The sequence below is a fragment of the Streptomyces sp. NPDC058685 genome (genome assembly GCF_042714725.1).
Taxonomy (GTDB): Bacteria; Actinomycetota; Actinomycetes; order Streptomycetales; family Streptomycetaceae; genus Streptomyces.
This window is the reverse complement of sequence record NZ_JBHXSL010000021.1, coordinates 24,597-48,553: the sequence shown is the minus strand read 5'-3', so window position 1 is coordinate 48,553 and position 23,957 is coordinate 24,597. Positions and strand designations below refer to the sequence as shown.

Below are 23,957 nucleotides of genomic sequence, written 5' to 3'. Positions count from 1 at the left end.
CGGGCAGAAACACATCCGGGGCTTCTCGGTCGGCCGAGAAGCCCCAGATGATCAGATGTGCGCCGCCAGGGACTCGAACCCCGGACCCGCTGATTAAGAGTCAGCTGCTCTAACCAACTGAGCTAGCGGCGCGTGCTGACTCGGAAATAATACCCGGTCCCCGGAGGTGCTCCGGACCGCCCCGCGAGAGGGCCAGGACCCGCAGCGGGACAGCCCTCATATCGCGAGCGACAGCACCACCGGCGCGGCCCTGCGGTTCAGGGTGTCCGCCGCCGAGCGCAGCCGGTGGGCGTGCTCGATCGGCATGGACAGGGCCAGACAGCCGACCGCGGAGCCCGCCGTCAGCGGGACCGCCGCGCAGACCGTGCCCACCGCGTACTCCTGGAGGTCCAGGATCGGGACCGTCGGCGGCTGGCTGTCCAGCTTGGAGAAGAGCAGCTTCTCGCTGGTGATCGTCCTCGACGTCAGCCGCGTGATCCGGTGGCGGGAGAGATGGTCCCGGCGGCCGTTCTGGTCGAGCTGGGTCAGCAGGCACTTGCCGACGGCGCTCGCGTGCGCCGCCGAGCGGAAGTCCACCCACTCGTTGACCTTGGGGGCGCGCGGACCGTCGGCGTACTGCGTGATCTTGACCTCGCCGTCGATGTACCGGCTGATGTAGACCGCCGCGCCCACCGAGTCGCGCAGCTCGGTCAGCGTCTCCTGCAGCTTGGCCTCCAGCGCCTCCTGGCGCGTGACGCCCGAACCGAGAAGGACCAGGGAGTCACCTATGACATAGGCGCCGTCCGCGACCTGCTCCACATAACCCTCACGGCGGAGCATGGCCAGCATGGGAGCCAGATGGCCGGTGGGCAGCCCTGTCTCCCGGGCGATCTGGACGTCGGTGACGCCACCGCCGTGCTTCGAGATCGTCTCCAGGACACGCAGGACGTACTGCACCGAATGGAACGGCGCGGTCGGCTCCGGCTTCAGCGCCACGGTCTCCCCCTAGCAGGTCGTCACCGCAAGCTTCTCTACCACGATAGCGGTCAAGAGCCGCTGGAGGGGCGGCTGTTGGCGAGAATGATGGAGCGCCCCGGGGCTCTGCCCAGGGGCGCATCCGTCTGGCATATGCCGTTGTCAAGATCGTGGTTCGCGGACCGGGGAGTGCTCAGAGAACAGCGCTCAGGAAGTCCCGTGTGCGCTCGTTCTCCGGCTCGGTGAAGATCTTGTCCGGGTGGCCGGATTCGATGACCTTGCCCTCGTCGAACATCAGCACGCAGTCCGAGATGTCCCGGGCGAAATTCATCTCGTGGGTCACGCACAGCATCGTGATGTCGGTGGTGTGCGCGATGTCCCGCAGGACGTCGAGGACTCCCGCGACGAGCTCGGGGTCGAGCGCCGAGGTGACCTCGTCGAGCAGCAGCACCTTGGGGCGCATCGCCAGTGCGCGGGCGATGGCGACACGCTGCTGCTGGCCGCCGGACAGCTGGCTGGGGTAGGCGTCGCAGCGGTCGCCGAGCCCGACCAGGTCGAGCAGCCCGCGAGCCCGCTCGTCCGCCTCGTCCTGGGACATGCCCAGCACATGGACCGGGGCCTCGGTGATGTTCCGCAGGACCTTCATGTTGGGGAAGAGGTTGAACTGCTGGAACACCATGCCGATGTTCTTCCGCACCTCGCGCACGTGCTTCTCGCCGGCCGGGACGAGTCTGCCGTTCTTCTCCTCGTGGCACAGATACTGCCCGTCGACCGTGATCGTGCCCTCGTCCGGCCTGGTCAGCGTCATCAGCAGCCGCAGGATCGTCGTCTTGCCGGACCCGGACGGCCCGATCAGGGTCACGTGCTTGCCCGGGTCGACGGTGAAGTCCAGCGAGTCCAGGACGGTGTTGGCGCCGAAGCGCTTGGTGACCCCGTCGAAGCGGATCAGCTCGCCGGTCGACGGTGCGGTTCCGGCCGGGGCGGCGGTGGCCGCGGTACCGGCCACAGGGGTGTCGGCCGCCGCTTCCTTCGCGGTGTTCGGGGGGTTGCTGTCAGCGGACAAGGCGTCGCTCCAGTGCTCGCATGAGAAGGGATGCCGGATAGGAGATGAGGATGAAGGCGATGCCGACGACCGTGAACGCCTCGACCGTCAGGAAGGTCTCGGACGCGAACTGCCGTGCCTCACCGAGCATGTCCATCACACCGATGACGAAGATCATCGGTGTGTCCTTGAGCATCGCGATGACGTAGTTGCCGAGCGCAGGGGCGACCCGGCGGATCGCCTGCGGCAGGATCACCGCACCCCAGGTGCGGGTGCGCGGCAGGCTCAGCGCGGTGGCCGCCTCCCACTGACCCTGCGGGACGCCGTCGATGCCGGCGCGGTAGACCTCGGCGGTGTACGTCGAGTAGTGCAGGCCGAGCCCGACGACGCCGGTGACCATGGCCGAGAGCGTGATGCCCCACTCCGGCAGGACGTAGTAGAGGAAGAACAGCTGCACCAGCAGCGGGGTGTTGCGGACGAACTCGGTGACGGCGGTCACGGGCCAGCGCACCACGGCCAGGCGTGAGCGCTGGGCCAGCGCCCAGACGAGGCCGAGCGCGAAGGCGACCAGCGCGCCCAGCACCAGGGCCTGGAGGGTGACCAGCAGGCCGTCCCAGAAACGGGGCATGAACTCGTCGACTGCGGACCAGTCCCACTGCATCAGCGCTCACCCCCGGCGCTCGCCGAGACCCGCTTCTGGCGGGGGATGTCGAGCTTGCGCGCCACACCGGACGACCGCGGTGGGGGAGCCTGCCCGATGCCGGCCTTGGCCTGGCGTTCCAGGACGCGCATGCCGCGGGTCAGGACGAAGGCGAGGACGAAGTACATCACCAGGATGATCGTGTAGACGGGCGCGCTCTGGCCCGTGGCGTTGCGCACCAGCGAGGCGCCGAACGCGATGTCCGCCACGCCCATGATCGAGACGAGGGCGGTGCCCTTCAGCAGCTCGATCAGCAGGTTGTTGAAGGGCGGGATCATCTCGGGCCAGGCCTGCGGAAGGATGATCTTCCGCAGTTGCTGGGCCGGGGTGAAGCTGAGGGCGATGCCCGCCTCGCGCTGGGCGGGGGAGACCGCGGCCACCGCGCCCCGTACGACTTCCGAGCCGTAGGCGCCGTAGGTGAGGCCGAGGGAGAGGACGGCCGCCCACAGGGGGACGAGCTGCCATCCGAAGCCGAGCGGCAGGACGAAGAAGATCCAGAACATCAGGATCAGCGCCGAGGTGCCGCGGAAGATCTCGAAGTAGGCGCCGGCGACGAAGCGCACGATCCACAGCCGGTGCGCGCGTGCGAGGCCGACGACGAAGGCGACGACCGCGGCCAGCGCCGCGCTGAGGACGGTCAGCTGGACGGTGATCCACACGCCTTTGAGGAGGAGTTCCCACAAACCCGCGGATATTTCGCTCATGGCTTGCACTTCTCCTTGGCGGTGATGGTGGTCATCTGGTCCTTCGTGAAGCCGAAGGGCCGCATGATCTCCAGCAGTTCGCCGCTCTTCTTGAGCTTGTGCAGCTCACGGTTGAAGGCGTCCCGGAGAGTGGTCTCGGGGCTGCGGAACGCGAAGCCGCCGACGTCGATGACGGGCTTGCCCTTGACGTACGGCGTGACCTCGGCCGTCGCCTCGACCTTGCCGCTCCGGGTCTCCTTGACGACATTGCGCACCGTGACCGCGGTGCCCACGAAGACGTCGACCCGGCCCTGTTCCACCGCGAGCAGGCCCGCGAGCTGGTCCGGCAGGGTCGTCAGGTTCTTGACCCCGGCCTCCTTGGCGTAGTCGATCTCCGCGTAGCCGACGCCCGTGGCCATCTTCGCGCCGGCCTCGGCGATGTCCTTGTAGGAGTGCAGGTTCTTCGGGTTGCCCTTGCGCACGATGAAGGCGTCGAGCATCTGGTACTCGGGGTCGGCGAAGATGACCTGTTCGCAGCGCTCGGGGTTGATGTACATCCCGGCGGCGACGACGTCGAACTGGAGGGAGTTGAGGCCGGTGATCAGGGAACCGAACTCGGTGGGGAACGGCTGGACGTTCTCCACGCCCAGCTCCTTGAAGATCCGTTCGGCGATGGCGGGGGCGGAACCCGTCATCTTCCCGTCCTTGCCGATGTAGCTGTACGGCTGCTCGCCCGCGAGCCCCAGCCGCACGGTCTTCTTCGCGCGCAGTTGCTCCAGCAGATGCCCCCCGTCACCGGCGTCGGCGGTGGCCACCCTGCTGCATGCGCTCGTCGCACCGACGGCGCCCACGGCACCCAGGGCCACGGCCCCGGCGAGCAGTGAGCGGCGCCGGATTCCTTGGCCTGTGCTGTGTCTGGATATCCCCTGTGGTGGAGCCATGGGGGCGCGGCTACCCCGTTCGCATTCGGGTATTCGGATGAATTTGCGCCCGGGATCGGCGGGCATGAGTGGAGGAGCACCGTCCACCCGAGGAGATTGCATGGCTGACCACAGCACCGGCCCGGCCGACCACTTCGTCGAGGTCTCGCTCGACAAGCGCGGAATCAGCTGCACGGCACGGCTCTTGACCGACAAGGCGCCGCTCACGTGCGCCGCCGTGTGGGACGCGCTGCCGCTGGGCGGCGACGTGTACCACGCCAAGTACGCGCGCAACGAGATCTACGCCCTGCTGCCCGCGTTCGCTCCGCAGGAGCCGCCGCTGGAGAATCCGACCGTCACTCCCATTCCGGGCGATCTCTGCTACTTCACGTTCTCCGATGTGCAATTGGGTACGAACTCGTACGGCTACGGGGACAAGGCGGCGCACGCGGGCCGCGCCACCGTCGTCGACCTCGCGCTGTTCTACGAACGCAACAACCTGTTGCTCAACGGCGACACCGGATGGGTCCCCGGCATCGTCTGGGGCACCGTGGTCGACGGCCTCGACCGGATGGCCGAGGCCTGTCAGGACCTGTGGCGGGCCGGTGCGCTGGGGGAGACCCTCAGCTTCCGGCGGGCGTAGGCGGCTCAGATCCGCGGACGGGGCGCGGGGATCGACGCCACCCCCGATTCGTAGAGCGCGTGCGCGGCCCGCAGCACCAGCGCGTCCGCGTGCCGCGCCCCGACCAGCTGGACGCCGATCGGCAGCCCGTCCTCGTCCACCCCGCACGGCACGGTGGCGGCGGGCTGCTGCGTCAGGTTGAAGGGATAGGTGAACGGCGTCCAGCCCGTCCAGCGACGGTGCCCCGAGCCGGCCGGCACCTCGGCGCCCGCCTCGAAGGCGGTGATCGGCAGCGTCGGCGTCACCAGCAGGTCGTACGTCCGGTGGAAGCGGCCCATGCGCCGGCCCAGATCCATCCGGGTGTCCACGGCCGCCAGGTACTCCAGCGCGCTGTGCCGCGCACCGATCGCGGTGATCTCGCGCAGCCCGGGATCGAGCGACTGCCGCTGCGGGGACCCCAGCGCCTGGAGCAGCCGTGCCGCACCGCTGAACCACAGGGTGTGGAAGGCCTCCACCGGGTCGGTGACGTCGGGGTCCGCCTCCTCGATGTACGCGCCGCGCCCGGCCAGTGCCTGCACCGCCCCGCGTACCGCGGAGGCGATCGCCGGACGGACCGCCACCTGCCCGCCGAAGGACGGCGAGTAGGCGATCCGCAGCCCGTGGACGCCGTCCGCGAGCGCGTCCTGTGTGCTGCCCGCGGGCGCCAGTTGCGACCAGTCCCGCCAGTCCGGGCCGCTGATCACATCGAGCAGCAGCGCCGCGTCCGCCGCGTCGCGGGTCATCGGGCCGACGTGCGCGAGCGTCCCGAACGGGCTGGAGGGATACAGCGGTACCCGGCCGTACGTCGGTTTGAGGCCGAAGATCCCGCAGAAGGAGGCGGGGATACGGACCGAACCGCCACCGTCCGTGCCCAGCGAGAGGGCGCCCGCGCCCAGCGCGACCGCGGCCCCGCTGCCGCCGCTGGAGCCGCCCGCCGTCCGCGAGGGGTCGTACGGGTTGCCGGTGACACCGTGCCGGGGTGAGTCGGTGACGCCCTTCCAGCCGAACTCGGGCGTGGTGGTCTTACCGAGGAAGACCGCGCCGTGCTCGCGCATCCGGGCCACCGACGGCGCGTCCTCGTCCCAGGAGCCGCCTTCGCGGACGGTGTGCGAGCCGCGCAGGGTCGGCCCGCCGCGCTGGAGCAGCAGGTCCTTCACGGTGACCGGCACGCCGTCGAGCAGACCCTGAGGCTCCTTCCGTCGCCAGCGGTCGGCCGATGCCTCGGCCTGGGCGAGCGCCGCTTCGGCGTCGACCCGGACGAAGGCGTTGACCAGCGGCTGCACCGCCTCGATCCTCTCCAGCGCCGCTCGGGTCGCCTCGACGGGCGAGAAGTCCCCTTTCTCGTAGCCGGCCAGCAGTTGGCGTGCGGTGTGGTCAGTCAGCGGATCAGTCATGCATGGGGACGTACCCACGTTTCTTGTCCACCACGTTCGGGAACGGCTTTCCGGCCTCCCACAGCTCGTACAGATCGACGAACTGCTCGCCGAGCCGGTCGCGCCAGCCCACGGTGTCGCCGCTCATGTGCGGGGACACGATCAGGCCGGGGACGTCCCACAGCGCGCTGTCGGGCTCCAGCGGCTCCGAGGTGAAGACATCGAGGGCGGCGCCCGTGATCACCCGGTCGTTCAGCGCCGCGACGAGATCGTCCTCGACGACCAGCGGGCCGCGTCCCACGTTGATGAACCGGGCCGACGGCTGCATCAGGGCGAAGCGCCGCCGGTCGAACATCCCGCGCGTCGCATCGGTCAGCGGGGCGGCGCACACCACCCAGTCGGCGCGCGCCAGCAGCGGATCGAGGTCCTCGGCGCCGTGGATGGCGCCCCGCGCGGTCCGGCCCACGACCGCCACGGTGATGCCCAGCGCCTCCAGGGTCGCGGCCACCGCCCGTCCGATCGGCCCGGCGCCGACGACCGTGGCCCGGGTACCGGCGACGCGCAGTCCTTCGCGGTGGCGCCATCGGCGCTGCCGCTGGAGTTCGAGGGTCCCGGGAAGGTCCTTCGCCATCGCGAGCACCAGGCCCGCGACGTACTCCGCGATGGGTTCCTCGAAGACGCCCCGGGCGTTGGTGACCACGGTGTCGGATTCGGCCAGTTCGGGGCAGAGCAGCCGGTCGACACCGGCGCTCGGGGTGTGCACCCAGCGGGGCCGCGGGCCGTCGCCCGGCCAGGCGAGCCGTACCGCGTCGGAGGTGAAGTCCCAGGCCAACAGCACGTCGGCGTACGGGAGTCGGGAGGCGAGTGACTGCTCGTCGGCGTAGCTGACGCGGACCCGTCCGGTCAGCCGGCCGAGACGGGGCGGGGGGTCCGCCTGCAGGACGAGAAGAGTGGGTTCGGACATCAAGCGGAAGCCGTTTCGTAACGTCTGACATGTACGGATTGACCCACGCTCGCAGCCGAACCTAACGTCGTCAACAACACGTCAAAGGGGGCCGTGCGATGGATGTCTCCTTTCTCGGCGGGCCGCAACCGCAACGCGGTGTCGGCATCGTCGCTCCGTTCGATTTCGCGCTGGATCGCGAGCTGTGGCGTTGGGTCCCCGACGACGTCTCACTGCGGCTGACGCGTACTCCCTACGTCCCCGTGGAGGTCTCCCTCGACCTCGCCCGCCTGGTCAGTGAGCACGAGACCCTGCACAAGGCCGTGCAGGCGCTCGGGGCGTCCGAGCCCGAAGTCATCGCGTACGCCTGCACATCCGGCAGTTTCGTCGGCGGGGTCGCCGGGGAGCGGGCCATGTGCGAGGCGATGACCTCGGCGGGGGACGTCGCCTCGCTCACCACGTCCGGCGCCCTGCTCGAAGCACTCGACGAGCTGGGCGCCCGCCGTATCGCCCTTGTGACCCCCTATACGGAATCGGTCACGCGTTCGCTGGAGGACTACTTGGCGGAAGCCGGGGCAACCGTCACGGGCCGCGCTTTTCTCGGACTGACCCGGCACATCTGGAAGGTGCCGTACCGGTCGGTGGTGGACATGGCGCGGCAGGCGGTGGTGGGCGCGGCCGACGCGCTCTTCATCAGCTGTACGAATCTGCCGACGTACGACGCGATCCCCCAGCTGGAGGCCGAACTGAGGATGCCGGTGCTCTCCGCGAACCAGGTGACGATGTGGGCGGCGCTGCGCCGGATCGGCGTGCACGCGGTCGGGCCCTACCAGGGGCTGCTGCTGCAGCCCGAGGCCCAGCCCGAGATCCCGCTCCCTCCCCAGGCACCGCAGCCCCAGGCTCAGCCCGCCCAGCCCGAAGAACAGGAAGGCTGGACATGACCACCGTCGGACTTCTGTACCCCGGGCACTCCGCCGAGGACGACTACCCGCGCTTCGAGGTGCTGCTCGACAGCGACATCAGGCTGCCGGTCGTGCACACCGACATCGGTGAGGACGCCCACCGCGTGGACGCCCTGCTGAACATGGGGTCGCCCGAGCGGCTCGCCGCGGGCGTGGAGGAACTCCGCCTCGCGGGCGCCGAGTCGGTCGTCTGGGCGTGCACGAGCGGAAGCTTCGTATACGGCTGGGACGGCGCCCACGAGCAGACACGGGCGCTCGCGCTGGCCGCGGGCCTCCCGGCCTCCAGCACGTCGTTCGCCTTCGCCCACGCCGTACGCGCGCTGGGCGCGGAACGGGTGGCGGTCGCGGCGACCTATCCGGAGGATGTCACCGCCCACTTCACGGCGTTCCTCAAGGCGGCGGGGACCGAGGTGGTCGCGGACCGGGCGAGCGGCATCATCACGGCGGCCGAGGTCGGCACCTGGGGCCGGGACGAGGTGCTGGAGCTGGCGCGGGCGGGAGACCACCCCGACGCCGAGATCGTGCTGCTGCCGGACACGGCCCTGCACACGGCGGCGTATCTGCCCGAGCTGGAGGAGGCGCTCGGCAAACCGGTCCTCACGGCGAACCAGGTGACCGTCTGGGAGGGCCTGCGCCTGGCGGAGCGCCGTGCGTGGGCGCCGAAGCTGGGCACGCTGTTCGCCAAGCGGGACCAGATCCGTATCTGAGCGGCGGGCCGGTCCGGGGCCCGGTTTGAGCGGCCCGGGCCGGGACGCCGACCCCGGGCCGACGTCTCGAAGTCTCGAACCGGATCCCGCCGGGGGCGAAGGGGCGGCGCCCGGACCAGGGCCGGAGCCCCGGTCCCGGCCTGCTCCGGAATAAAGCGGAGAGGCCCTCCTGTTCTCCTGTGTTGTACGTTTTTCACGCGCAGGAGGGCTGAACCGGTGGACGACGCGATACAGGGCGACCCGATACGAGGCACGGCACGGGGTACGGCGCCGGTGCCGCTGTCCGTACTGGATCTGGTCACGGTCGGCGAGGGTCGCACCGCGAGCGACGCCCTGCGCACCAGTGTGCAGATCGCCCGGCTCGCCGAGAGTCGCGGCTACGGCCGCCACTGGGTGGCCGAACACCACTCCATGCCCGGCGTCGCCTCCTCCTCGCCCGCCGTGATCCTCGCGCACCTCGCCGCGCACACCGAGCACATCCGCCTCGGCTCCGGTGGCGTGATGCTCCCCAATCACGCGCCTCTCGTCATCGCCGAGCAGTTCGGCACGCTGGAGGCGCTCGCCCCGGGCCGTGTCGACCTCGGCCTCGGCCGCGCCCCCGGTACGGACGGCGCGACCGCCGCCGCGCTGAGGCGCACCGAGCGGCTGGGCGAGGGCGCCGACGACTTCCCTCAGCAACTCGCCGAGCTGACACGGTTCCTGGACGACGACTTCCCCGACGGGCACCCCTACAGCCGTATTCACGCGGTCCCGGGCCCGGTGCAGGGGCCCACCGGCCGTCCGCCCATCTGGCTCCTCGGCTCCTCCGGCTTCAGTGCCCGTCTGGCCGGCGTACTGGGACTGCCCTTCGCCTTCGCCCACCACTTCTCGGCGCAGAACACCATCCCGGCGCTCGACCTCTACCGCGAGTCCTTCCGGCCCTCGGCGGTGCTGGACGCCCCCTACGCGCTCATCGGCGTGGCGGCGCTCGCCGCCGACGACGAGAAGGAGGCCCGCCGGCAGGTGCTGACCGGGGCACTCTCGATGCTGCGGCTGCGCACCGGCCGTCCGGGGCTCGTGCCGACGCCCGAGGAGGCGGAGGCGTACCGGTTCAGCCCCATGGAGCAGGAGTTCGTCGACAGCTGGCTGCACAACATCGTCCACGGCACGCCCGACGCGGTGCGCACCGGTCTGGACGACCTCCAGAAGCGCACGGGAGCCGACGAGTTGATGCTCACGGCCAACGCCCACGGCGGGGACGTCCGGCTCCGTTCGTACGAACTGATCGCCGACGCCTACGAATTGCCGACCTCGGTGGTTCCTTCCTGATCAGGGCCGCAGGGCTCGGTTAACGCACCCTTAAACCGCTCGTCACGATGGTGGCGGGCGGTTTTTGCATCCTGTTGCAACAGCCTGACAAGCGGTTTCTCGTCAAAATTGGTCTAGTCCTAATGTGGTCAGGACCATTGACGCGCCGGTGGCCGGATCGCTATCTCTTCTCCCACTCACGTCGGCACAACCCCGGAGGCTGTCCGTGCGCTCCCCCAGACCCTTGCTCGCGGCCCTGACGACCGCGGCGCTCGCCGCAGGCGTCATGGCCGGTTTCGCCGCCACCGGCCCGGCCGGCGCGGCCGGCCACGACGCCCAGCTCGCCGCCGCATCGACGGGCGGGGTGAAGATCGCGTACTACGACCAGTGGAGCGTGTACGGCAACGCCTTCTTCCCCAAGCACCTCCAGGACCGGGGCATCGCGGGGAAACTCGACATCATCAACTACTCGTTCGGGAACATCCACCCCACGGATCTGACCTGTTTCGAGGCGAACAAGGCGGCGGGCGACGACAACAACCCGAACGCCGGTGACGGCGCGGGCGACGCCTTCGCGGACTACCAGAAGACCTTCGGCGCGGCCGACAGCGTGGACGGTGTCGCCGACACCTGGAACCAGCCGATCGCGGGTGTCTTCAACCAGTTCAAGAAGCTCAAGGCGAAGAACCCGCATCTGAAGATCAACATCTCGCTGGGCGGCTGGACGTACTCCAAGTTCTTCCACGACGCGGCGAAGACGGACGCGAGCCGCAAGAAGCTCGTGGCGTCCTGCATCAAGCAGTACATCCAGGGCGACATCCCGGTCGAGGGCGGCTTCGGCGGAGCCGGCACGGCGGCCGGCATCTTCGACGGCATCGACATCGACTGGGAGTACCCGGGCTCGGCGGGCGGCCACCTCGGCAACCACTACGGCCCCGAGGACAAGGCCAACTTCACCCTGCTGCTCGCCGAGTTCCGCAAGCAGCTCAACGAGTACGGCACCGCGCACGGCGGAAAGAAGTACCTGCTGACGGCGGCGATGCCGGCCGGCCAGGACAAGATCAAGTACATCGAGACGGACAAGGTCGGCGCGTACCTCGACTACGCGAACATCATGACCTACGACATGCACGGCGCCTGGGACGCGGACGGACCCGCCTACCACCAGTCGCCGCTGTACTCGCCGGCGTCCGACCCGACGGACCCGATCCCGCCGGGCACCCAGAAGTACTCGATCGACAACGCCGTGGACGCCTGGATCGACGGCAACGCCGCGTACGGCATCGCGGGCGGCTTCCCGGCGAACAAGCTGACGCTGGGATACGAGTTCTACTACCGCGGCTGGAAGGGTGTTCCGGCCGGGGCCAGGAACGGTCTCGGCGGCAGCGCCACCGGTGCGAGCGCCGCGCGTCCGCTGAGCCAGCAGGCGGGCATCGCGCACTACAAGGAGCTCGGCGGCATCGTCGACAACGCGGCGACGACGTTCTGGGACGACGAGGCGAAGGCGTCGTACTTCTACAAGGACGGCGAGTTCTTCACCGGCCTCGACAAGCGCGCGATCCAGGCCCGCGCCGACTACGCCCACAACCGCGGTCTGGGCGGCGCGATGATGTACTCCCTGCTCGGCCTGGACCCCGGTGCCAAGCTGCTCAACGACATCGTGGCGGCCGTCGGCAGCTCGCCGAGCCCGGACCCGAGCGACCCCACCCCGTCCCCGTCCGACCCGACACCCTCGCCGAGCGACCCGACCCCGTCGCCGTCCGACCCGGCGCCCGGCTGCACGGCCACGCCGTGGTCCGCCTCCGCGGTCTACAACAACGGTGGTCTCGTCTCCCACAAGGGCCGCACCTGGAAGGCCCAGTGGTGGACGCAGAACGAGGAGCCCGGCACCACCGGTGAGTGGGGCGTCTGGCGCGACCAGGGCGCCTGCTGATCACAGGTGCTCCCCGCCCCCCACCACGGCGCCGCCCCGGACCCCCGCTCAGGGTTCCGGGGCGGCGCCCGTCGTCAAGGGCCCGTGGCGATGCCGGATTCACCCGGGCAGCGCGCTGACGCCGATCATCGCCCCGATCCGGTCCGGCGCCACGGCCCGTGAGTACAGCCAGCCCTGTCCCGTGTCGCAGCCGATGCTGCGCAGCCGGGAGGCCTGCCCCGAGGTCTCCACGCACTCCGCCGTCACCGTCAGACCGAGCCGGTGCGCGAGCTGGACGAGGGCCTCCACGATCGTCTCGTCCGCAGGGTTCGGGTGCGCCTCGTCCTGGAAGCCGCGGACGAACGATCCGTCCAGCTTCAGCGCCGACACCGGCAGCCGGCTCAGATACGCCAGGTTCGAATAGCCCGTACCGAAGTCGTCGATGGCGATCTGCACGCCCATGTCGCTGAGCGCCTGGAGCGCCTGGAGAGGCCGGCCGGCCGAACCCATGACCGCGGACTCGGTCAGTTCGAGCTGGAGAAGATGCGGCGCGAGTCCCGTCTCGGCGAGGATCTCCGCGACATCCGCCACCAGGTCCGAGTCCCAGACCTGTCGTACGGCGACATTGACGCTCACGAACAGCGGCGGGACGCCAGGGTGTTCCTGCTGCCACCGGCGCGCCTGGCGGCACGCGGTGCGCAGCACCCACCGCCCGAGCTGGACGATCGAGCCGTCCTCCTCCGCGATCCCGATGAACCGATTCGGCGCGAGTGTCCCGAACTGCGGGTGATTCCAGCGCACCAGCGCCTCGACACCGCGCGTCATCCCGTCCGCCAGTCCGACCAGCGGCTGGTACTCCAGCGCGAACTCCCCGCGTTCGACCGCGGGTCGCAGTGTCGAGGAGAGGGCTTGTCGTGTCATCCGGTGCGCGTTGCGCTCGGGATCGAAGAGCGTCCAGCGCGCCTTGCCGTCCGCCTTGGCCCAGTACAGCGTCGTGTCGGCGGCCTGCATCAGCCCCGTCGCGGTCGTGCCGGCGACCGTGCGCTCCACCACCCCGATCGACGCGGAGACCGAGAGCCGCTGCCCGTCGAGGTCGAACGGCTGTTGCAGCGCGACCAGTACGGACCGGGCGAGGTCCGCGACCTGATCCGTACCCGTGGAGTCCTCGACCAGGATCGCGAACTCGTCGCCGCCGAGGCGGGCCACCAGATGGCCGCCGCTGCGGGTGTAGCCGTCGCTGTCGGCGCACTCGGTGAGCCGTCGGGCGACGGCCGCGAGCAGCCGGTCGCCGACCCGGTGCCCGAGGGTGTCGTTGACCGCCTTGAAGCCGTCGAGGTCGAGATAGCAGAGGCCGACCCGGCCGGTGGACCCCTGGTCGTACGCCGAGGATTCGAGCGCCGAAGCGAGCCGTTCGAAGAACAGCGTGCGGTTCGGCAGCCGGGTCACCGCGTCGTGCATCTGGAGATGGCGCAGCCGCGCGTGCAGTTCGCGCCGGTCGCTGATGTCCGCGACGGACAGCAGCACATTACGGCTGTCGGGCACCGGCGCGACGGTGACCTCCGCCCACAGCGCCCGCCCGTCGGGGTGCTTGAGCCTGCGGGTGCACCGGAAGCGGGAGCGCCGGCCGCGCAGCACCTCGCGGTAGGCGTGCCAGGTGCGCCGGTCGGAGGCGAGGTCGACCAGGTCGGCCGCGGTGCGTTCCAGGAGGTCCACGGGCTCGGCGCCGAAGAGCGTCGCGAGCGCCGCGTTGGCCGTCACGACGAGTCCGTCCTGGTCGACGACCGCCATCGCGAGGTGTGCCGCGTTGAATGCCGCCCGGTAGTCGCGCAGTTCGGCGGCGGACCGGCCGACCTGGTGACGCTCCGTGATCTTCGGCCGCGCCCTGCCGGGCACCGCGACTCCCGTCGGCCCTGTTCCTTCGGAGGTTCCGCTCACCGCTCACTCCCGCAGTGCAGTTGTGTCGTACAGGGTCGTACTGATGGGGCCGGCCGGGGCCGGTCCTACGTCGGCGAAGGTCGGGGGAAGGGTCCGGGAAAGTGTGCCGATCATAGAGGCTGCCCCCTGGGCCGTTCCAGCTCCGCCGCTCGGGTGCCGCCCGTCCGTGGTCTCCGGCCGATCGTTTCTGCACGGGTCTGCACGGGTGTCGATTCCGCCCTGACCGAATGTGACGTTCCGTGAGCCATCGGAGTGTCGTCGCATCTCGGGTCGGTGTCGGCCCGATGTCAGGTCGGTCACCCGAGTGGGGCACCGGAACAGGACGTACACCAAGAAACCCGCACAAGGTGGGTGAGGTGTCTCCCATTCCGCAGCCGGAGGTCTACGTGGAGGGTCAGCAGTCACCCGCGGGAACACCCGGGGGAGTGGAACGCGGACGGCTGCGCGCCACCGCCGCGGCCCTCACCTCCCTCATGGCCCTCGCCGCCACCTCCCTCGTCGCCGGACCCGCGGTGGCCAAGAACTCGGCCGGCCCCTGCGCGCTGCCCCGCACCTCCGCCCACCACTCCCTCGGCCTCGACACCTGGAACGCCGGCTATCCGCGCCCGGCGTCCCGGCTCGACGCGGTCATGGTCTTCCTGTCGTTCCCGGACTCCGTGCCGAACCACGATCCCGGTGAACTCGCCACCGACCACTTCCCCGCCACCAGCACTTTCTTCGACCGCGCCTCGTACGGCAGATTCAAGCTCCGGGCCGACCCGCAGCCCGCCTGGGTGGTCATGCCGAAGGCCTCCACCGCCTACGGGATAAGCCGTGACTGGGAGTCGAAGAAGCGCAGCGCCTATATGCGCGACGCGATCGCCGCCGCCGACCCGACCGTGGACTTCTCCCGCTACGACATCGTCTATCTGGTCGCCGACCCGGACGCGCCCGGGGTCGACTCCGACGCCACCAAGGTCGTGAACTTCGAGCACCCGCTCAGAGCCGACGGCGTCGACATCCGGCGTGTCGTCACCGTCTTCGAACGCCATCCGCCGGACCGCAATGTGCTGGCCCACGAGACGGGGCACGTCTTCGACCTCCCGGACCTCTATCACCGGCCCGTGGACGGCAAGGGCGACTGGGACACCTACGTCGGCGACTGGGACGTGATGGGCAGCCAGTTCGGCATGTCGCCCGATCTGTTCGGCTGGCACAAGTGGAAGCTCGGCTGGCTCGACGAGCGGGCCGTCCGGTGCGTCACCGGGGAAGAGCTGATCACCCTGGAGCCGATCGGCGCGGCGCCGACGCCGGGCGGCGGCCTCGGCACCCGGCTCGCGGTCGTACGGACCGGACCGGGCACGGCGCTCGCCATCGAGGCACGCGCCGCCACCGGCAACGACGCGTCGACCTGCACCGAGGGGGTGCTGCTCTACCGGGTCCAGTCGGACACGGCCTCGGGCGGCGGACCCGTCGAGGTCATCGACACCCATCCGAACAGCGAGGCGTGCTGGGACCAGTCGGTGTACCCGGAGCTGGCGGACGCCCCGCTGCGGGTCGGCGAGACGTTCACGATGCCGGGGGCGCCGGGAGGGCGGACCCGGGTGGAGGTCGCGGACCGTACGCCCGGGGGTGCGTTCACGGTCAGGATCACCACCGCGTAGGGGTGGGCCCCACCGGCATACGAAAAGGCCCCCCGCTCGCGCGAGGGGCCTTTTCCGTCTGTGCGCCGCCAGGGACTCGAACCCCGGACCCGCTGATTAAGAGTCAGCTGCTCTAACCAACTGAGCTAGCGGCGCCTGCTGACGTCGTAGACCTTAGCACCCTGATCGGCGCGAGGAAAAATCGATATGCGGACGCTCGGGGAGGAGGCCGCGCGGGCCGCACGGACGCATGCCCACAGCAGCACCTCGGGTCCCGGGAGCCAGGGATGACGGGTGTCCGGGGCCACCACCCAGCGCGGCCCGGGGCCGTTCCGCTCGGTCCGGGCCAGCGGCGGGACGGTGACCGCGTCGCCGGTGCCGTGGCACAGCAGCGGCGGCACCGCGTCGCCCCACTCCTCCCAGTCCAGCAGGGCGGGCAGCCGGTGCGCGGTGCCCGGGACGGTGAACATCAGCATCCGGCCGCGGTGCATGGCCACCGGGCCGGAGCCGGGCCCCTCCGCCCAGAGCCGGTCGAGCATCTGCCGGCCGAAGAGCGCGGGAACGTTCACCACGTCGAAGGCCGTGCCGCAGGGCAGTACGGCGGGCGCGGTCGGCCGGGTGCGCCAGAGCGCGAGCATGGAGCGCGGGTACGTCCCGGACGAGGCGAGCCAGGCCGCACCCGAGGCGGTGACCTGCGCGACCTGATCCCGTCCGTCGTCGCGCAGAAGGGCGAAGATGTCGCGCCTGCGCTCGGTCTCGGCGGTACCGGGGTTCAGCAGGGAGTCTTCTCGCAGCCATGCACTCATGGAGCAATGTCTACCGGGAGTGACCGGACGGCTCCCGACAGTTGGTCAAAACGAGGACAGCGCGCCCTGGGGAGGAGTATCTTGCGCCTCGGCATATGCCACGTGTGATGTTTGCCCGGCAGATTCGAAGCGGCGTTCTACTGGGGACTTCCGTCCCGCAGCAGCCCCCGGCCGAACTCGATCATCTTCTTGGCATAGTCCTCGGTCCACTCCGCGCGCTCGGCGATGTCCGCGGGCGTCAGCCGGTCGAACCGGCGCGGATCGGCGAGCTGCGCGGCCGCGAGCGCCTGGAACTCCACGGCCCGGTCGGTCGCCGCACGGAAGGCGAGCGTCAGCTCGGTCGCACGGGAGAGCAGGTCCCTCGGGTCCTCGATCGACTCCAGGTCGAAGAAGTGCTCGGGGTCGGCGGCAGCCTCCGACGGCTCGAAGAGCAGCGGCGCCGGTCGCAGCCGTCGCTCGCTCCGCTGGGGTTCCGCCATGGGCTGTTCCTCCTTGCACGGGTACGGCCGGATGATCCGGACCGCCATCCATTGTCCCGCGGGCCGCAAGAGGGCGACTCGAAGCGCGAAAGGGGCGCGCGGTCACCTCCGGGCGCGGGCCATGCCACGAGTGTCGCGCGGGTGGTCGGCGGGTCACGGTGTCCAGGAGACGCGGTGGTCGGCGGGTCACGGTGTCCAGGAGACGCGGTGGTCGGCGAGGTGGTCCCAGGTCGTCATCATCGCGTCCCAGCCGTCCGGGCTGTTTCCTCGGGCCGCCTCCGGCGGCGTGCCGGACTCCGTCCGGCGTCTGCTGCTTCGCGGGCGCCGGGCCGGGTGCGTGTCCATGACCTTCTTGGGCGAACCGGCAGCACCGATCGCCGGCGGGTCACGGTGTCCAGGAGACGCGGTGGTCGGCGAGGTGGTCCCAGGTCGTCATCATCGCGTCCCAGCCGTCCGGGAACTTGACCGTCACCCCCAGCTGCACCGGCTCCGTCGAGGGGTGCTCGTCCAGCAGCTCGGCCACGCCCGCCCGGCACACCACGATGCACGCGTGCCGGTGGCGGGACGCCAGCACGCACAGCCGGCCCGTCTCCAGATGGAACGCCGTCGCGTCCGGGCGACCCGACAGCGGGTGCAGCACCACCGTGACATCGAACTCGCGTCCCTGGAGCCGGTTCGCCGTGTCCACGGTGACATCGGCGACGCCCAGTTCCACAAGCGCCGCCCGCACGGCCGCCGCCTGGTCCCGGTGGGCCGTGCCGACCGCGATGCGCTCGGCCGTCACCGGAGAGGGCTCCGAGGAGCCGGTGCTCGCCGCGCCGCCGCGGTCCAGCAGCCGGCGGACCACCCGCGCCACCGCGCGTACGGCCTCCGGGTCGGTACGGGGCGTGTGGCGGGCGGGCAGTTCCAGCAGGCCCCAGCCCGACTCCGCAGCCTCGTCGATCACCCGGTCGTGGGCCGAACCGTCCGACGCGACCCCGAAGGACAGCCGCCGTTCGCCGGGGCCCGTACCGCTGCGGAACGGTGTGTACGGATAGAACGCCGCCGACACCAGCGGCGCGGCAGACGCCGGCAGCCGCCAGGACACCGGAAGCCGGTGCTGCGGCAGCTCGGGATTGTGTGCCAGCAGCGTCGAGACGGCGCTCGCGGACGGGTCGTAGGAGAGTCCCGCCCACTGGTCCGCGCCGACGATGGAGAACGGGTCCAGCTGCCCCGGGTCGCCCACGAACAGCGCGCGGTCGAAGAGGCCGGCGACCGCGAGCAGGGCGTCCGAACGCATCTGGTACGCCTCGTCCACGATGGCGTGCGGCCAGGGCTCGACGCCCTGGACATGGGCCCACTTCGCGGCCGTCGAGATCACGATCTCCAGGCCCGCGAGGTCGCCCGCCTTCGCCGAGGTGCGGACGTTGTCCAGCTCGTCGAGCGCCTTGTCGTACGGGTCGGGGTCACTGCTGTGCAGCCGGCCCACCGGAAGCTGCGGGTCCTTCGCGGCGAGCCGGAGCACCAGGTCGTCGACCTGTGCGTTGGTCTGGGCGATCACCATCAGGGGGCGGCCCGCCGCGGCCAGTTCGCGGGCGGCGTTCACCACGAGCGTCGACTTGCCCGCGCCCGGCGGCGAGTCCACCACGACACCGCGGTGCGTCCCGTGCAGCGTGTCGGCGAGGATCGCCTCGGTGGCCCGGGCCGCCTCGGCGGACGGGTCGAAGGGGGCGCTCACAGGATGTCCTCCGAGGTCACGGGGTCGGCGCTCTCGGCGGCCGTGCCCGGCGGGCCGCCGTGGGTCCACGGCGTCTCCTCCGGGTCCGGCAGCTTCGGCCCGCCGCGCTGATCGTGCTCGAACAGGGTCCAGGCGATGCGGTCGCCCTTGCGGGGAACCGTCCCCTCGGCCGGTTCCTTGGCCCGGCCCATGCGGTCGGTCAGCCGCAGCACCAGCAGCCCGTCCGACGGCGGCCCGGCGAACCCGGTGAACTCGGCCGACTGCGGTTTGCCGTCCAGCGACCGGTAGACCTTCACCCGCTCACCCAGATGCGGCCGGTCGTCCGTGCGCACCGTCACCAGCGGGCGCGGGCTCGGGCGCTTCGACTCGGACCAGGCCATCACCACGTCGGTGACCTCACCCAGGAACGCCTCGCCCGCGAGCCTGCGCCCCGCCATCACCAGCGGGTCGTCCAAGGCCTCCTGCGCGTCCAGCTGCGCCTGGGCCGTCTCCCGCGAGGCGAGCTTCCTGGCCGCGGTCACGGCGTCGTCGCGGCGCGGCTGCGGCGGCTCACCGGCCCGCACCCGGTCGCGGTGCGCGGTGAACGACCAGCGGTCGCGTGTCCAGCGGTCCGCGGCCCGCCGCCCCTCGGGCAGCTCCCGCAGCAGCTCGAGGCTCCGCCAGACCGCGTCCCACGTGGGCCGCAACTGGCTGAGCAGCAGACGCCGGATCTCCCGCTCGGCGAGGGTCAGTTCACCCAGCCGGGCGTCGGCCGCGGCGCCGTCCTCCGCCGCCCCGAGGGCCTGCCGGGCCTTGTCGTAGCGCTCGACGGCAGGCGCCAGGAGGCGGTTGTCGAACGCCGGATCGGTGGCCGGCCCGGCCGGCGGGCACAGCAGCTGGCCCCGCTCGTCGCGCGCCAGCTCGGCCCGCAGCGCCGCCTCGGCGCCCGACTGCCCCTCGGCCGCGTCGATCCAGGCCAGCAGTGCGCCCACATGCTGGTCCTCCAGGGACGACTGGCCGGTGGCCCAGTGCCGGCCCAGCAGATCCGTCGCCGCCAGCAGCAGGGAGGAGCCCGGCACGCGGGCCCGCTCGCCGTAGTGGGTGAGCCACCGCCCGAGCAACGGGACCCGGGGCGGGGCGGGGTAGGGCGTGTCGGGGTCCTGCTCGGCGGTACGGCGGAAGCGCATCGACCGGCCCAGCAGCCGGACGAAGTCGATCCCGGCCCGTCCCGGCACCACGAGCTGCGGTGCGTCCGCGCACAGTTCGGCCTCGACCTTGGTGCGCCTGCCGGTTTCCGGGTCGGTCTGGTTCTGCTCGACCAGCTCGATGTCGTCGGCGTACGTGTCCAGATGCGGCAGCACCGCGTCGGCCAGCTCGGCGAGGAAGGCGAACCGCAGCTCCCGGTCGCGCGGCTGGGCCACCACCATCAGCCGCGGCTCCTCCCGGTCCGTCCCCACGAGCGCGCCCAGCGGCGCGCCCGCCTCACCGGCGGTGGTCAGCGGCACGAGGACCAGCGGGCGTTCGGACAGATGCCGGTGCCGCACGGTCGCGAGCGGCTGGGCACGCCCGGACTCCACGGCCTCCAGCCGGGCCAGCGTGGCGATCAGTGACATCCGGCGGCCTCCAGCGCCTCGGCCCGCAGCGCGGCGGCCCGGCGCAGGGCCGCGACGGCCGGATCGTCCGCGTCGCCCGCGGTGCCGCGGGCGGCCGCCAGCACGTCCCCGATCGTCGTGAGCCCGCCCAGCTCACCCCGCAGCCCGCGGCCCAGGGCGCCGACCACTCCGGCCGTCCGGGCCCGCTCACGGCAGTGGAACGCCAGCTCGCAGGCGGCCAGGCACTCGGGTGCGTACGCCGCGTCCACCGACTCCACGGCGGCAGTGAGCTGCTCCGGCGTGCACTGCGGATCGAAGGTGGTGCCCTCGGGCAGGGCGGCCGCGATGTCCTCGACACGGGTGAGCCGGGCCAGCTGCCGGCGGGTGACCGACAGCTGCTTGCGCACATCGACGACGGACGCCGTCGGGAGGTTGGAGAAGTCCTTGGGACAGACGAGCAGGATGTCGTGGGCGACCTGCGAGCCCGCGGTCAGCGTCGCGACCCGCTCCAGCGCCAGCACGTACACCGCGGCCTGGCGGGCGGCCGCGCCCACCTTGGACGCGTCCGCGGAGGCGTCGATCATCGGGAACGACTTGATCTCGACCACGGTCCACCGGCCGTCGGGAGCGACCACCACCGCGTCCGGCTCCAGATAGGCGGGGGAGCCCGCGACCTCCAGTGCCAGCATCGGATGGTCGAGCAGCGTCCACGCCGCCTCGGCGGTCGCCTCGCGCAGGGCCAGCGCCGTCCGTGCGGCCCGGCCCTCGGGGCCCGCCGCCGACAGATCGGGCACCCGGACGTCCGCGCCGCTGTCGACGCCCATCAGCCGCAGCAGCTCCGTGCCGCCGTCGGACTTGACCTTCGCCTCGAAGGCATTGCCCCGCATGAACGCGAACTGCGACTGACCGAACGTCGCCGGCGATCCCAGCGCGGTGGCGAGCGCCGCCTTGTCCACCCCGGCGCCGTCCAGCAGGGCGCGCCGCTCACAACCGGGGTTGGCCGCGAGGGCGGCGAGAGCCCGGGCGTCGAGCGGACGTGGCTGGGCGGCGGGACCGCGCAGCTCAGCGAGCCGCTGCCGGAGTGCTGTCGTCGGCGCCTGCGGACGAGGTCCGCTGTCCAGGGATTCGCTCACCCGCGGAAGTCTCGCATCCGGCACCGACAATCGGGGACTTCGGGCCGGAAGGGGCGGAGGCGTAGCGGGCCCGCAGGCGGTCGGCGAGCCGCAGCGCGGGCCGGGTCGCCAGCGCGCCGAGACCCATCACCACGGCGCCGGCGACCGCGTCGAGGAAGTAGTGGTTGGCGGTTCCCATCACCACCAGCGTGGTGAGCAGGGGGTAGGCGACGCCGAGTGTCTTCATCAGCGGAGTACGGCCGTGCCGCCACATCATCACACCGCACCAGAGCGCCCAGCCGACGTGCAGGCTCGGCATCGCCGCGTACTGGTTGGTCATACCGCCCATGCCGCGCGGAGCACTCGCCTCGCCGCCCCACCAGCCGTACGAGCTGTACTGGGCCATGGTGTCGACGAAGCCGTGGCTCGCGTCCAGCAGCCGCGGCGGGCAGGTCGGCGTCAGCGTGAAGCCGACGAGACCGAGGAGGGTGGAGAGCATCAGCCAGGTGCGGGCCGCGCGGTAACGCAGCGGACGGCGGCGGAACAGCCACACCAGGACGGCGGGGGTCACCAGGTAGTGCAGGGACGCGTACATGAAGTCGGCGGGTATGCCGATCGCGGGCGTCTGGCTGAACAGCCGGTTGAGCGGGTGCTCGGCGTTCAGCAGGAGGGCCTTCTCGGCCCGGAGTATCGCGAGGCCGTGGTCCACGGCGGTCGTCACATCACCGCGCGCGAGAAGCCGGCCGGCCGAGTACGCGACGTACACCACGAGCAGCAGGAGCAGTTCGGTCCACCAGCGTGGCCTCGGTCGCGGCGCGGTGTACGGCATCCGAACGTTTCTCCATCGTGAGTTCCGGTGGCCGACGACCACGGTTCAACCGTACGGTGTAAGGGGCGACGCTCTGTCGGCGGGTCCGACCTAGTGGAGGACGCCGAGATCGTCTTGGAGGTTGCCCCGGGTTCAGGTGGGTGATGATGGAAATCCACCGCATGTGAACTTCAGGGAGAGCGCCTCATGGCACCGCGCATCCTGCTCGCCCGGCACGGTCAGACCGAATGGTCCCTGCTGGGCAAGCACACCGGCAGGACGGACATCCCGCTGATCGAGGAGGGCCGCCGCGGGGCGAAACTGCTCGGCGAACGGCTCCAGCGCTCGCCGTGGTCCTCACTGCCGGACGTCGAGGTCCGCACGAGCCCGCTGTCCCGGGCGTCGGAGACGTGCACGCTCGCGGGCTTCGGGGTCAGGGCGACGGAGTGGGACGCGCTGATGGAGTGGGACTACGGGGCGTACGAGGGCCTCACCCCGCCGGAGATCAGGGCGATCAGCAAGCCGGACTGGTTCATCTGGCGCGACGGTGTCCGGGACGGGGAGACCCTGGCGCAGGTTGCCGCGCGGGCGGACGAGGTCGTGGAATGGGCGCAGTCGGAGGACCGTGACGTCCTGGTCTTCGCCCACGGCCACATCCTCCGCGTGCTGGCGGCCCGCTGGCTGGACCTGGACCCGTCCTTCGCGGCCCGCATCCGCCTGGACCCGGCCTCCCTGTCGATCCTGGGCTGGGCATACGGCGCACCGGCGCTGGACCACTGGAACGACACGGCGCACCTGGAGTCCTGACGCGCGGCCGGGGGTTCTGTGGGGCTGCGCCCCACGCCCCTGGCTGCGGCCGCTTCGCGCCGGCGGGCCTGCGCTCCTGTCCGGTGCGGTGGGATGGTTCACGCGGGGCTGCGCCCCGGCCCCTTGCTTGCGGCAGCTTCGCGCCGCACCTGATCGGTGCGGGTGGAGCGGGTTTGTGGGGCGGGCCCCACGGCCCCTGGCTGCGGCGGCTTCGCGCCGCCCCGGCTTGCGCGCCTGTCCGGTGGGACTGGAGGGTCATGCGGGCTGCGCCCACGGCCCTTGCTCGCGGCAGCTTCGCGCCGCACGTGCGGGTGGGGTTCAGGCGGGGGAGCTCCGCGCCGCATCCCACCCCGGCTGCCCGAGCCGGCTCGGGCTCACATGCACCCGCACCGCCACCGGCCGGGTCCTCGACCTCTGGTAGGGGGCGTGCAGGGTCGTCCCCGCAGGGGATCGGCGGCAAGACCCGGGTGCTCAATACAACAGACCTGTTCGCCGCCGACCCCGAGGAGTCGAGCCCGGAGGGCCCCGGACCCGACGCCGGACAAGAACCCGGGCCGAATGCGCCTGTTCGGTGCGGGTGAAGGGGGATTCAGCGGGGCTGCGCCCCACGCCCCCTAGCCGCGGCAGCTTCGCGCCGCATCACATCCACTGCCCGAACGGGCTGGAGTTCGCTTCCGCCCGCACTGCCACCGGTCGCGTCCTCGGCCCGCGGCAGGGGGCGTGCAGGGTCGTCCCCGCAGGGGATCGGCGGCAAGACCCGGGTGCTCAAGACAATGCAGCTGTACGCCGCCGACCCCGAGGAGTCGAGCCCGGAGGGCCCCCGGACCCGACGCCGGACAAGGGCCCGACGCCCCAGGCACCCAGCCCCCGCCCCAGCGACCCGACGCCCGACAAGAACCCGAGGCCCAAGCACCCAAGCCCCCGCCCCCGCCCCAAGCCCCCGCCCCCGCCCCAAG

At 71.4% G+C, this 23,957-nt stretch carries 22 protein-coding genes and 2 tRNA genes; 7 read left to right on the top strand and 17 right to left on the bottom strand.

The window, feature by feature from the left end:
• Nucleotides 1-58: 58 nt before the first annotated feature.
• The 6 genes from ACFWU3_RS18975 to ehuB form a co-directional block, all read right to left on the bottom strand.
• Nucleotides 59-132 (bottom strand) — tRNA-Lys (locus tag ACFWU3_RS18975).
• Nucleotides 133-216: 84 nt separating this feature from the next.
• Nucleotides 217-975, bottom strand: a complete 759-nt coding sequence (locus ACFWU3_RS18970) for an IclR family transcriptional regulator C-terminal domain-containing protein (RefSeq protein ID WP_313946159.1) — start codon at nucleotides 973-975, stop codon at nucleotides 217-219.
• Between the two features lie 172 nt (nucleotides 976-1,147).
• Nucleotides 1,148-1,960, bottom strand: a complete 813-nt coding sequence (gene ehuA, locus ACFWU3_RS18965; RefSeq protein ID WP_327686869.1) for an ectoine/hydroxyectoine ABC transporter ATP-binding protein EhuA — start codon at nucleotides 1,958-1,960, stop codon at nucleotides 1,148-1,150.
• A gap of 46 nt (nucleotides 1,961-2,006) precedes the next feature.
• Nucleotides 2,007-2,657, bottom strand: a complete 651-nt coding sequence (ehuD, locus tag ACFWU3_RS18960; protein WP_313946160.1) for an ectoine/hydroxyectoine ABC transporter permease subunit EhuD — start codon at nucleotides 2,655-2,657, stop codon at nucleotides 2,007-2,009.
• The gene (ehuC, locus tag ACFWU3_RS18955) at nucleotides 2,657-3,400 is read right to left on the bottom strand and encodes an ectoine/hydroxyectoine ABC transporter permease subunit EhuC (protein ID WP_384438461.1); all 744 of its coding nucleotides are present in this window, start codon (nucleotides 3,398-3,400) and stop codon (nucleotides 2,657-2,659) included. Before ehuC ends, ehuD begins: the two co-directional genes overlap by 1 nt.
• The gene (ehuB, locus tag ACFWU3_RS18950; RefSeq protein WP_313946162.1) at nucleotides 3,397-4,320 is read right to left on the bottom strand and encodes an ectoine/hydroxyectoine ABC transporter substrate-binding protein EhuB; all 924 of its coding nucleotides are present in this window, start codon (nucleotides 4,318-4,320) and stop codon (nucleotides 3,397-3,399) included. The genes ehuC and ehuB overlap by 4 nt, the downstream gene beginning before the upstream one ends.
• A gap of 100 nt (nucleotides 4,321-4,420) precedes the next feature.
• On the opposite strand from ehuB, the gene ACFWU3_RS18945 reads away from it, so the two are divergent.
• Nucleotides 4,421-4,942, top strand: a complete 522-nt coding sequence (locus tag ACFWU3_RS18945) for a DUF3830 family protein (protein WP_384438457.1) — start codon at nucleotides 4,421-4,423, stop codon at nucleotides 4,940-4,942.
• Between the two features lie 5 nt (nucleotides 4,943-4,947).
• On the opposite strand, the gene ACFWU3_RS18940 is transcribed toward ACFWU3_RS18945, so the two are convergent.
• Both ACFWU3_RS18940 and ACFWU3_RS18935 read right to left on the bottom strand, forming a co-directional pair.
• Nucleotides 4,948-6,354: an amidase gene (locus ACFWU3_RS18940; protein ID WP_384438454.1), complete on the bottom strand. Its 1,407-nt coding sequence runs from the start codon at nucleotides 6,352-6,354 to the stop codon at nucleotides 4,948-4,950.
• On the bottom strand, nucleotides 6,347-7,297 hold the full coding sequence (locus tag ACFWU3_RS18935; protein ID WP_384438451.1) for a D-2-hydroxyacid dehydrogenase: 951 nt from the start codon (nucleotides 7,295-7,297) through the stop codon (nucleotides 6,347-6,349). The genes ACFWU3_RS18940 and ACFWU3_RS18935 overlap by 8 nt, the downstream gene beginning before the upstream one ends.
• 98 nt (nucleotides 7,298-7,395) lie before the next feature.
• Between ACFWU3_RS18935 and ACFWU3_RS18930 the strand changes: the two genes are divergently transcribed.
• The 4 genes from ACFWU3_RS18930 (at nucleotide 7,396) to ACFWU3_RS18915 (ending at nucleotide 12,165) form a co-directional block, all read left to right on the top strand.
• Nucleotides 7,396-8,217, top strand: a complete 822-nt coding sequence (locus tag ACFWU3_RS18930; protein ID WP_327683943.1) for a decarboxylase — start codon at nucleotides 7,396-7,398, stop codon at nucleotides 8,215-8,217.
• Nucleotides 8,214-8,945 carry a decarboxylase gene (locus tag ACFWU3_RS18925; protein WP_384438448.1) on the top strand — a complete coding sequence of 244 codons (732 nt, stop codon included), beginning with the start codon at nucleotides 8,214-8,216 and terminating at the stop codon, nucleotides 8,943-8,945. Before ACFWU3_RS18930 ends, ACFWU3_RS18925 begins: the two co-directional genes overlap by 4 nt.
• Nucleotides 8,946-9,161: 216 nt before the next feature.
• Nucleotides 9,162-10,253, top strand: coding sequence for an LLM class flavin-dependent oxidoreductase (locus ACFWU3_RS18920; protein WP_384438445.1), 1,092 nt, complete (start codon nucleotides 9,162-9,164; stop codon nucleotides 10,251-10,253).
• A 205-nt stretch (nucleotides 10,254-10,458) separates the two neighbouring features.
• Complete coding sequence (locus ACFWU3_RS18915) at nucleotides 10,459-12,165, top strand: glycosyl hydrolase family 18 protein (protein ID WP_384438442.1); 1,707 nt, start codon at nucleotides 10,459-10,461, stop codon at nucleotides 12,163-12,165.
• A gap of 99 nt (nucleotides 12,166-12,264) precedes the next feature.
• Here ACFWU3_RS18915 and ACFWU3_RS18910 read toward each other — a convergent pair whose 3' ends face one another.
• Entirely contained in the window at nucleotides 12,265-14,079 is a 1,815-nt protein-coding gene (locus ACFWU3_RS18910; RefSeq protein WP_384438439.1) for a putative bifunctional diguanylate cyclase/phosphodiesterase, read from the bottom strand.
• Between the two features lie 356 nt (nucleotides 14,080-14,435).
• Between ACFWU3_RS18910 and ACFWU3_RS18905 the strand changes: the two genes are divergently transcribed.
• Complete coding sequence (locus tag ACFWU3_RS18905) at nucleotides 14,436-15,722, top strand: M6 family metalloprotease domain-containing protein (protein WP_384438436.1); 1,287 nt, start codon at nucleotides 14,436-14,438, stop codon at nucleotides 15,720-15,722.
• Nucleotides 15,723-15,783: 61 nt separating this feature from the next.
• Here ACFWU3_RS18905 and ACFWU3_RS18900 read toward each other — a convergent pair.
• The 8 genes from ACFWU3_RS18900 to ACFWU3_RS18865 all read right to left on the bottom strand — a co-directional run bounded on the left by ACFWU3_RS18900 (nucleotide 15,784) and on the right by ACFWU3_RS18865 (nucleotide 22,215).
• A tRNA-Lys gene (locus ACFWU3_RS18900) sits at nucleotides 15,784-15,857 on the bottom strand.
• Nucleotides 15,848-16,507: a bifunctional DNA primase/polymerase gene (locus tag ACFWU3_RS18895; protein WP_384438433.1), complete on the bottom strand. Its 660-nt coding sequence runs from the start codon at nucleotides 16,505-16,507 to the stop codon at nucleotides 15,848-15,850. The genes ACFWU3_RS18900 and ACFWU3_RS18895 overlap by 10 nt, the downstream gene beginning before the upstream one ends.
• Before the next feature lie 137 nt (nucleotides 16,508-16,644).
• On the bottom strand, nucleotides 16,645-16,986 hold the full coding sequence (locus ACFWU3_RS18890) for a hypothetical protein (RefSeq protein WP_313946173.1): 342 nt from the start codon (nucleotides 16,984-16,986) through the stop codon (nucleotides 16,645-16,647).
• A gap of 186 nt (nucleotides 16,987-17,172) precedes the next feature.
• A complete protein-coding gene (locus tag ACFWU3_RS18885; RefSeq protein WP_384438429.1) occupies nucleotides 17,173-17,331 on the bottom strand; it encodes a hypothetical protein in 159 nt (52 codons plus the stop codon).
• A 40-nt stretch (nucleotides 17,332-17,371) separates the two neighbouring features.
• The gene (locus tag ACFWU3_RS18880; RefSeq protein WP_384438426.1) at nucleotides 17,372-18,703 is read right to left on the bottom strand and encodes an AAA domain-containing protein; all 1,332 of its coding nucleotides are present in this window, start codon (nucleotides 18,701-18,703) and stop codon (nucleotides 17,372-17,374) included.
• Nucleotides 18,700-20,295, bottom strand: coding sequence for a hypothetical protein (locus ACFWU3_RS18875; RefSeq protein ID WP_384438423.1), 1,596 nt, complete (start codon nucleotides 20,293-20,295; stop codon nucleotides 18,700-18,702). Before ACFWU3_RS18875 ends, ACFWU3_RS18880 begins: the two co-directional genes overlap by 4 nt.
• Nucleotides 20,286-21,407: a hypothetical protein gene (locus tag ACFWU3_RS18870; RefSeq protein ID WP_384438420.1), complete on the bottom strand. Its 1,122-nt coding sequence runs from the start codon at nucleotides 21,405-21,407 to the stop codon at nucleotides 20,286-20,288. The genes ACFWU3_RS18875 and ACFWU3_RS18870 overlap by 10 nt, the downstream gene beginning before the upstream one ends.
• Nucleotides 21,337-22,215 carry a phosphatase PAP2 family protein gene (locus ACFWU3_RS18865; protein ID WP_384438417.1) on the bottom strand — a complete coding sequence of 293 codons (879 nt, stop codon included), beginning with the start codon at nucleotides 22,213-22,215 and terminating at the stop codon, nucleotides 21,337-21,339. The genes ACFWU3_RS18870 and ACFWU3_RS18865 overlap by 71 nt, the downstream gene beginning before the upstream one ends.
• Before the next feature lie 186 nt (nucleotides 22,216-22,401).
• Here ACFWU3_RS18865 and ACFWU3_RS18860 point away from each other — a divergent pair, with 186 nt between their 5' ends.
• Nucleotides 22,402-23,001: a histidine phosphatase family protein gene (locus tag ACFWU3_RS18860; RefSeq protein ID WP_384438414.1), complete on the top strand. Its 600-nt coding sequence runs from the start codon at nucleotides 22,402-22,404 to the stop codon at nucleotides 22,999-23,001.
• The last annotated feature ends 956 nt before the right edge of the window (nucleotides 23,002-23,957 follow it).

What these genes read in the sequence shown, in the direction of transcription:
- ACFWU3_RS18925 (WP_384438448.1), top strand. Translation starts at nt 8,214, where the DNA reads ATGACCACCGTCGGACTTCTGTACCCCGGGCACTCCGCCGAGGACGAC.
- ACFWU3_RS18930 (WP_327683943.1), top strand. Translation starts at nt 7,396, where the DNA reads ATGGATGTCTCCTTTCTCGGCGGGCCGCAACCGCAACGCGGTGTCGGC.
- ehuB (WP_313946162.1), bottom strand. Translation starts at nt 4,320, where the DNA reads ATGGCTCCACCACAGGGGATATCCAGACACAGCACAGGCCAAGGAATC.
- ACFWU3_RS18890 (WP_313946173.1), bottom strand. Translation starts at nt 16,986, where the DNA reads ATGGCGGAACCCCAGCGGAGCGAGCGACGGCTGCGACCGGCGCCGCTG.
- ACFWU3_RS18940 (WP_384438454.1), bottom strand. Translation starts at nt 6,354, where the DNA reads ATGACTGATCCGCTGACTGACCACACCGCACGCCAACTGCTGGCCGGC.
- ACFWU3_RS18935 (WP_384438451.1), bottom strand. Translation starts at nt 7,297, where the DNA reads ATGTCCGAACCCACTCTTCTCGTCCTGCAGGCGGACCCCCCGCCCCGT.
- ACFWU3_RS18865 (WP_384438417.1), bottom strand. Translation starts at nt 22,215, where the DNA reads ATGCCGTACACCGCGCCGCGACCGAGGCCACGCTGGTGGACCGAACTG.
- ACFWU3_RS18885 (WP_384438429.1), bottom strand. Translation starts at nt 17,331, where the DNA reads ATGGACACGCACCCGGCCCGGCGCCCGCGAAGCAGCAGACGCCGGACG.
- ACFWU3_RS18860 (WP_384438414.1), top strand. Translation starts at nt 22,402, where the DNA reads ATGGCACCGCGCATCCTGCTCGCCCGGCACGGTCAGACCGAATGGTCC.
- ehuC (WP_384438461.1), bottom strand. Translation starts at nt 3,400, where the DNA reads ATGAGCGAAATATCCGCGGGTTTGTGGGAACTCCTCCTCAAAGGCGTG.
- ACFWU3_RS18945 (WP_384438457.1), top strand. Translation starts at nt 4,421, where the DNA reads ATGGCTGACCACAGCACCGGCCCGGCCGACCACTTCGTCGAGGTCTCG.
- ACFWU3_RS18875 (WP_384438423.1), bottom strand. Translation starts at nt 20,295, where the DNA reads ATGTCACTGATCGCCACGCTGGCCCGGCTGGAGGCCGTGGAGTCCGGG.
- ehuD (WP_313946160.1), bottom strand. Translation starts at nt 2,657, where the DNA reads ATGCAGTGGGACTGGTCCGCAGTCGACGAGTTCATGCCCCGTTTCTGG.
- ACFWU3_RS18895 (WP_384438433.1), bottom strand. Translation starts at nt 16,507, where the DNA reads ATGAGTGCATGGCTGCGAGAAGACTCCCTGCTGAACCCCGGTACCGCC.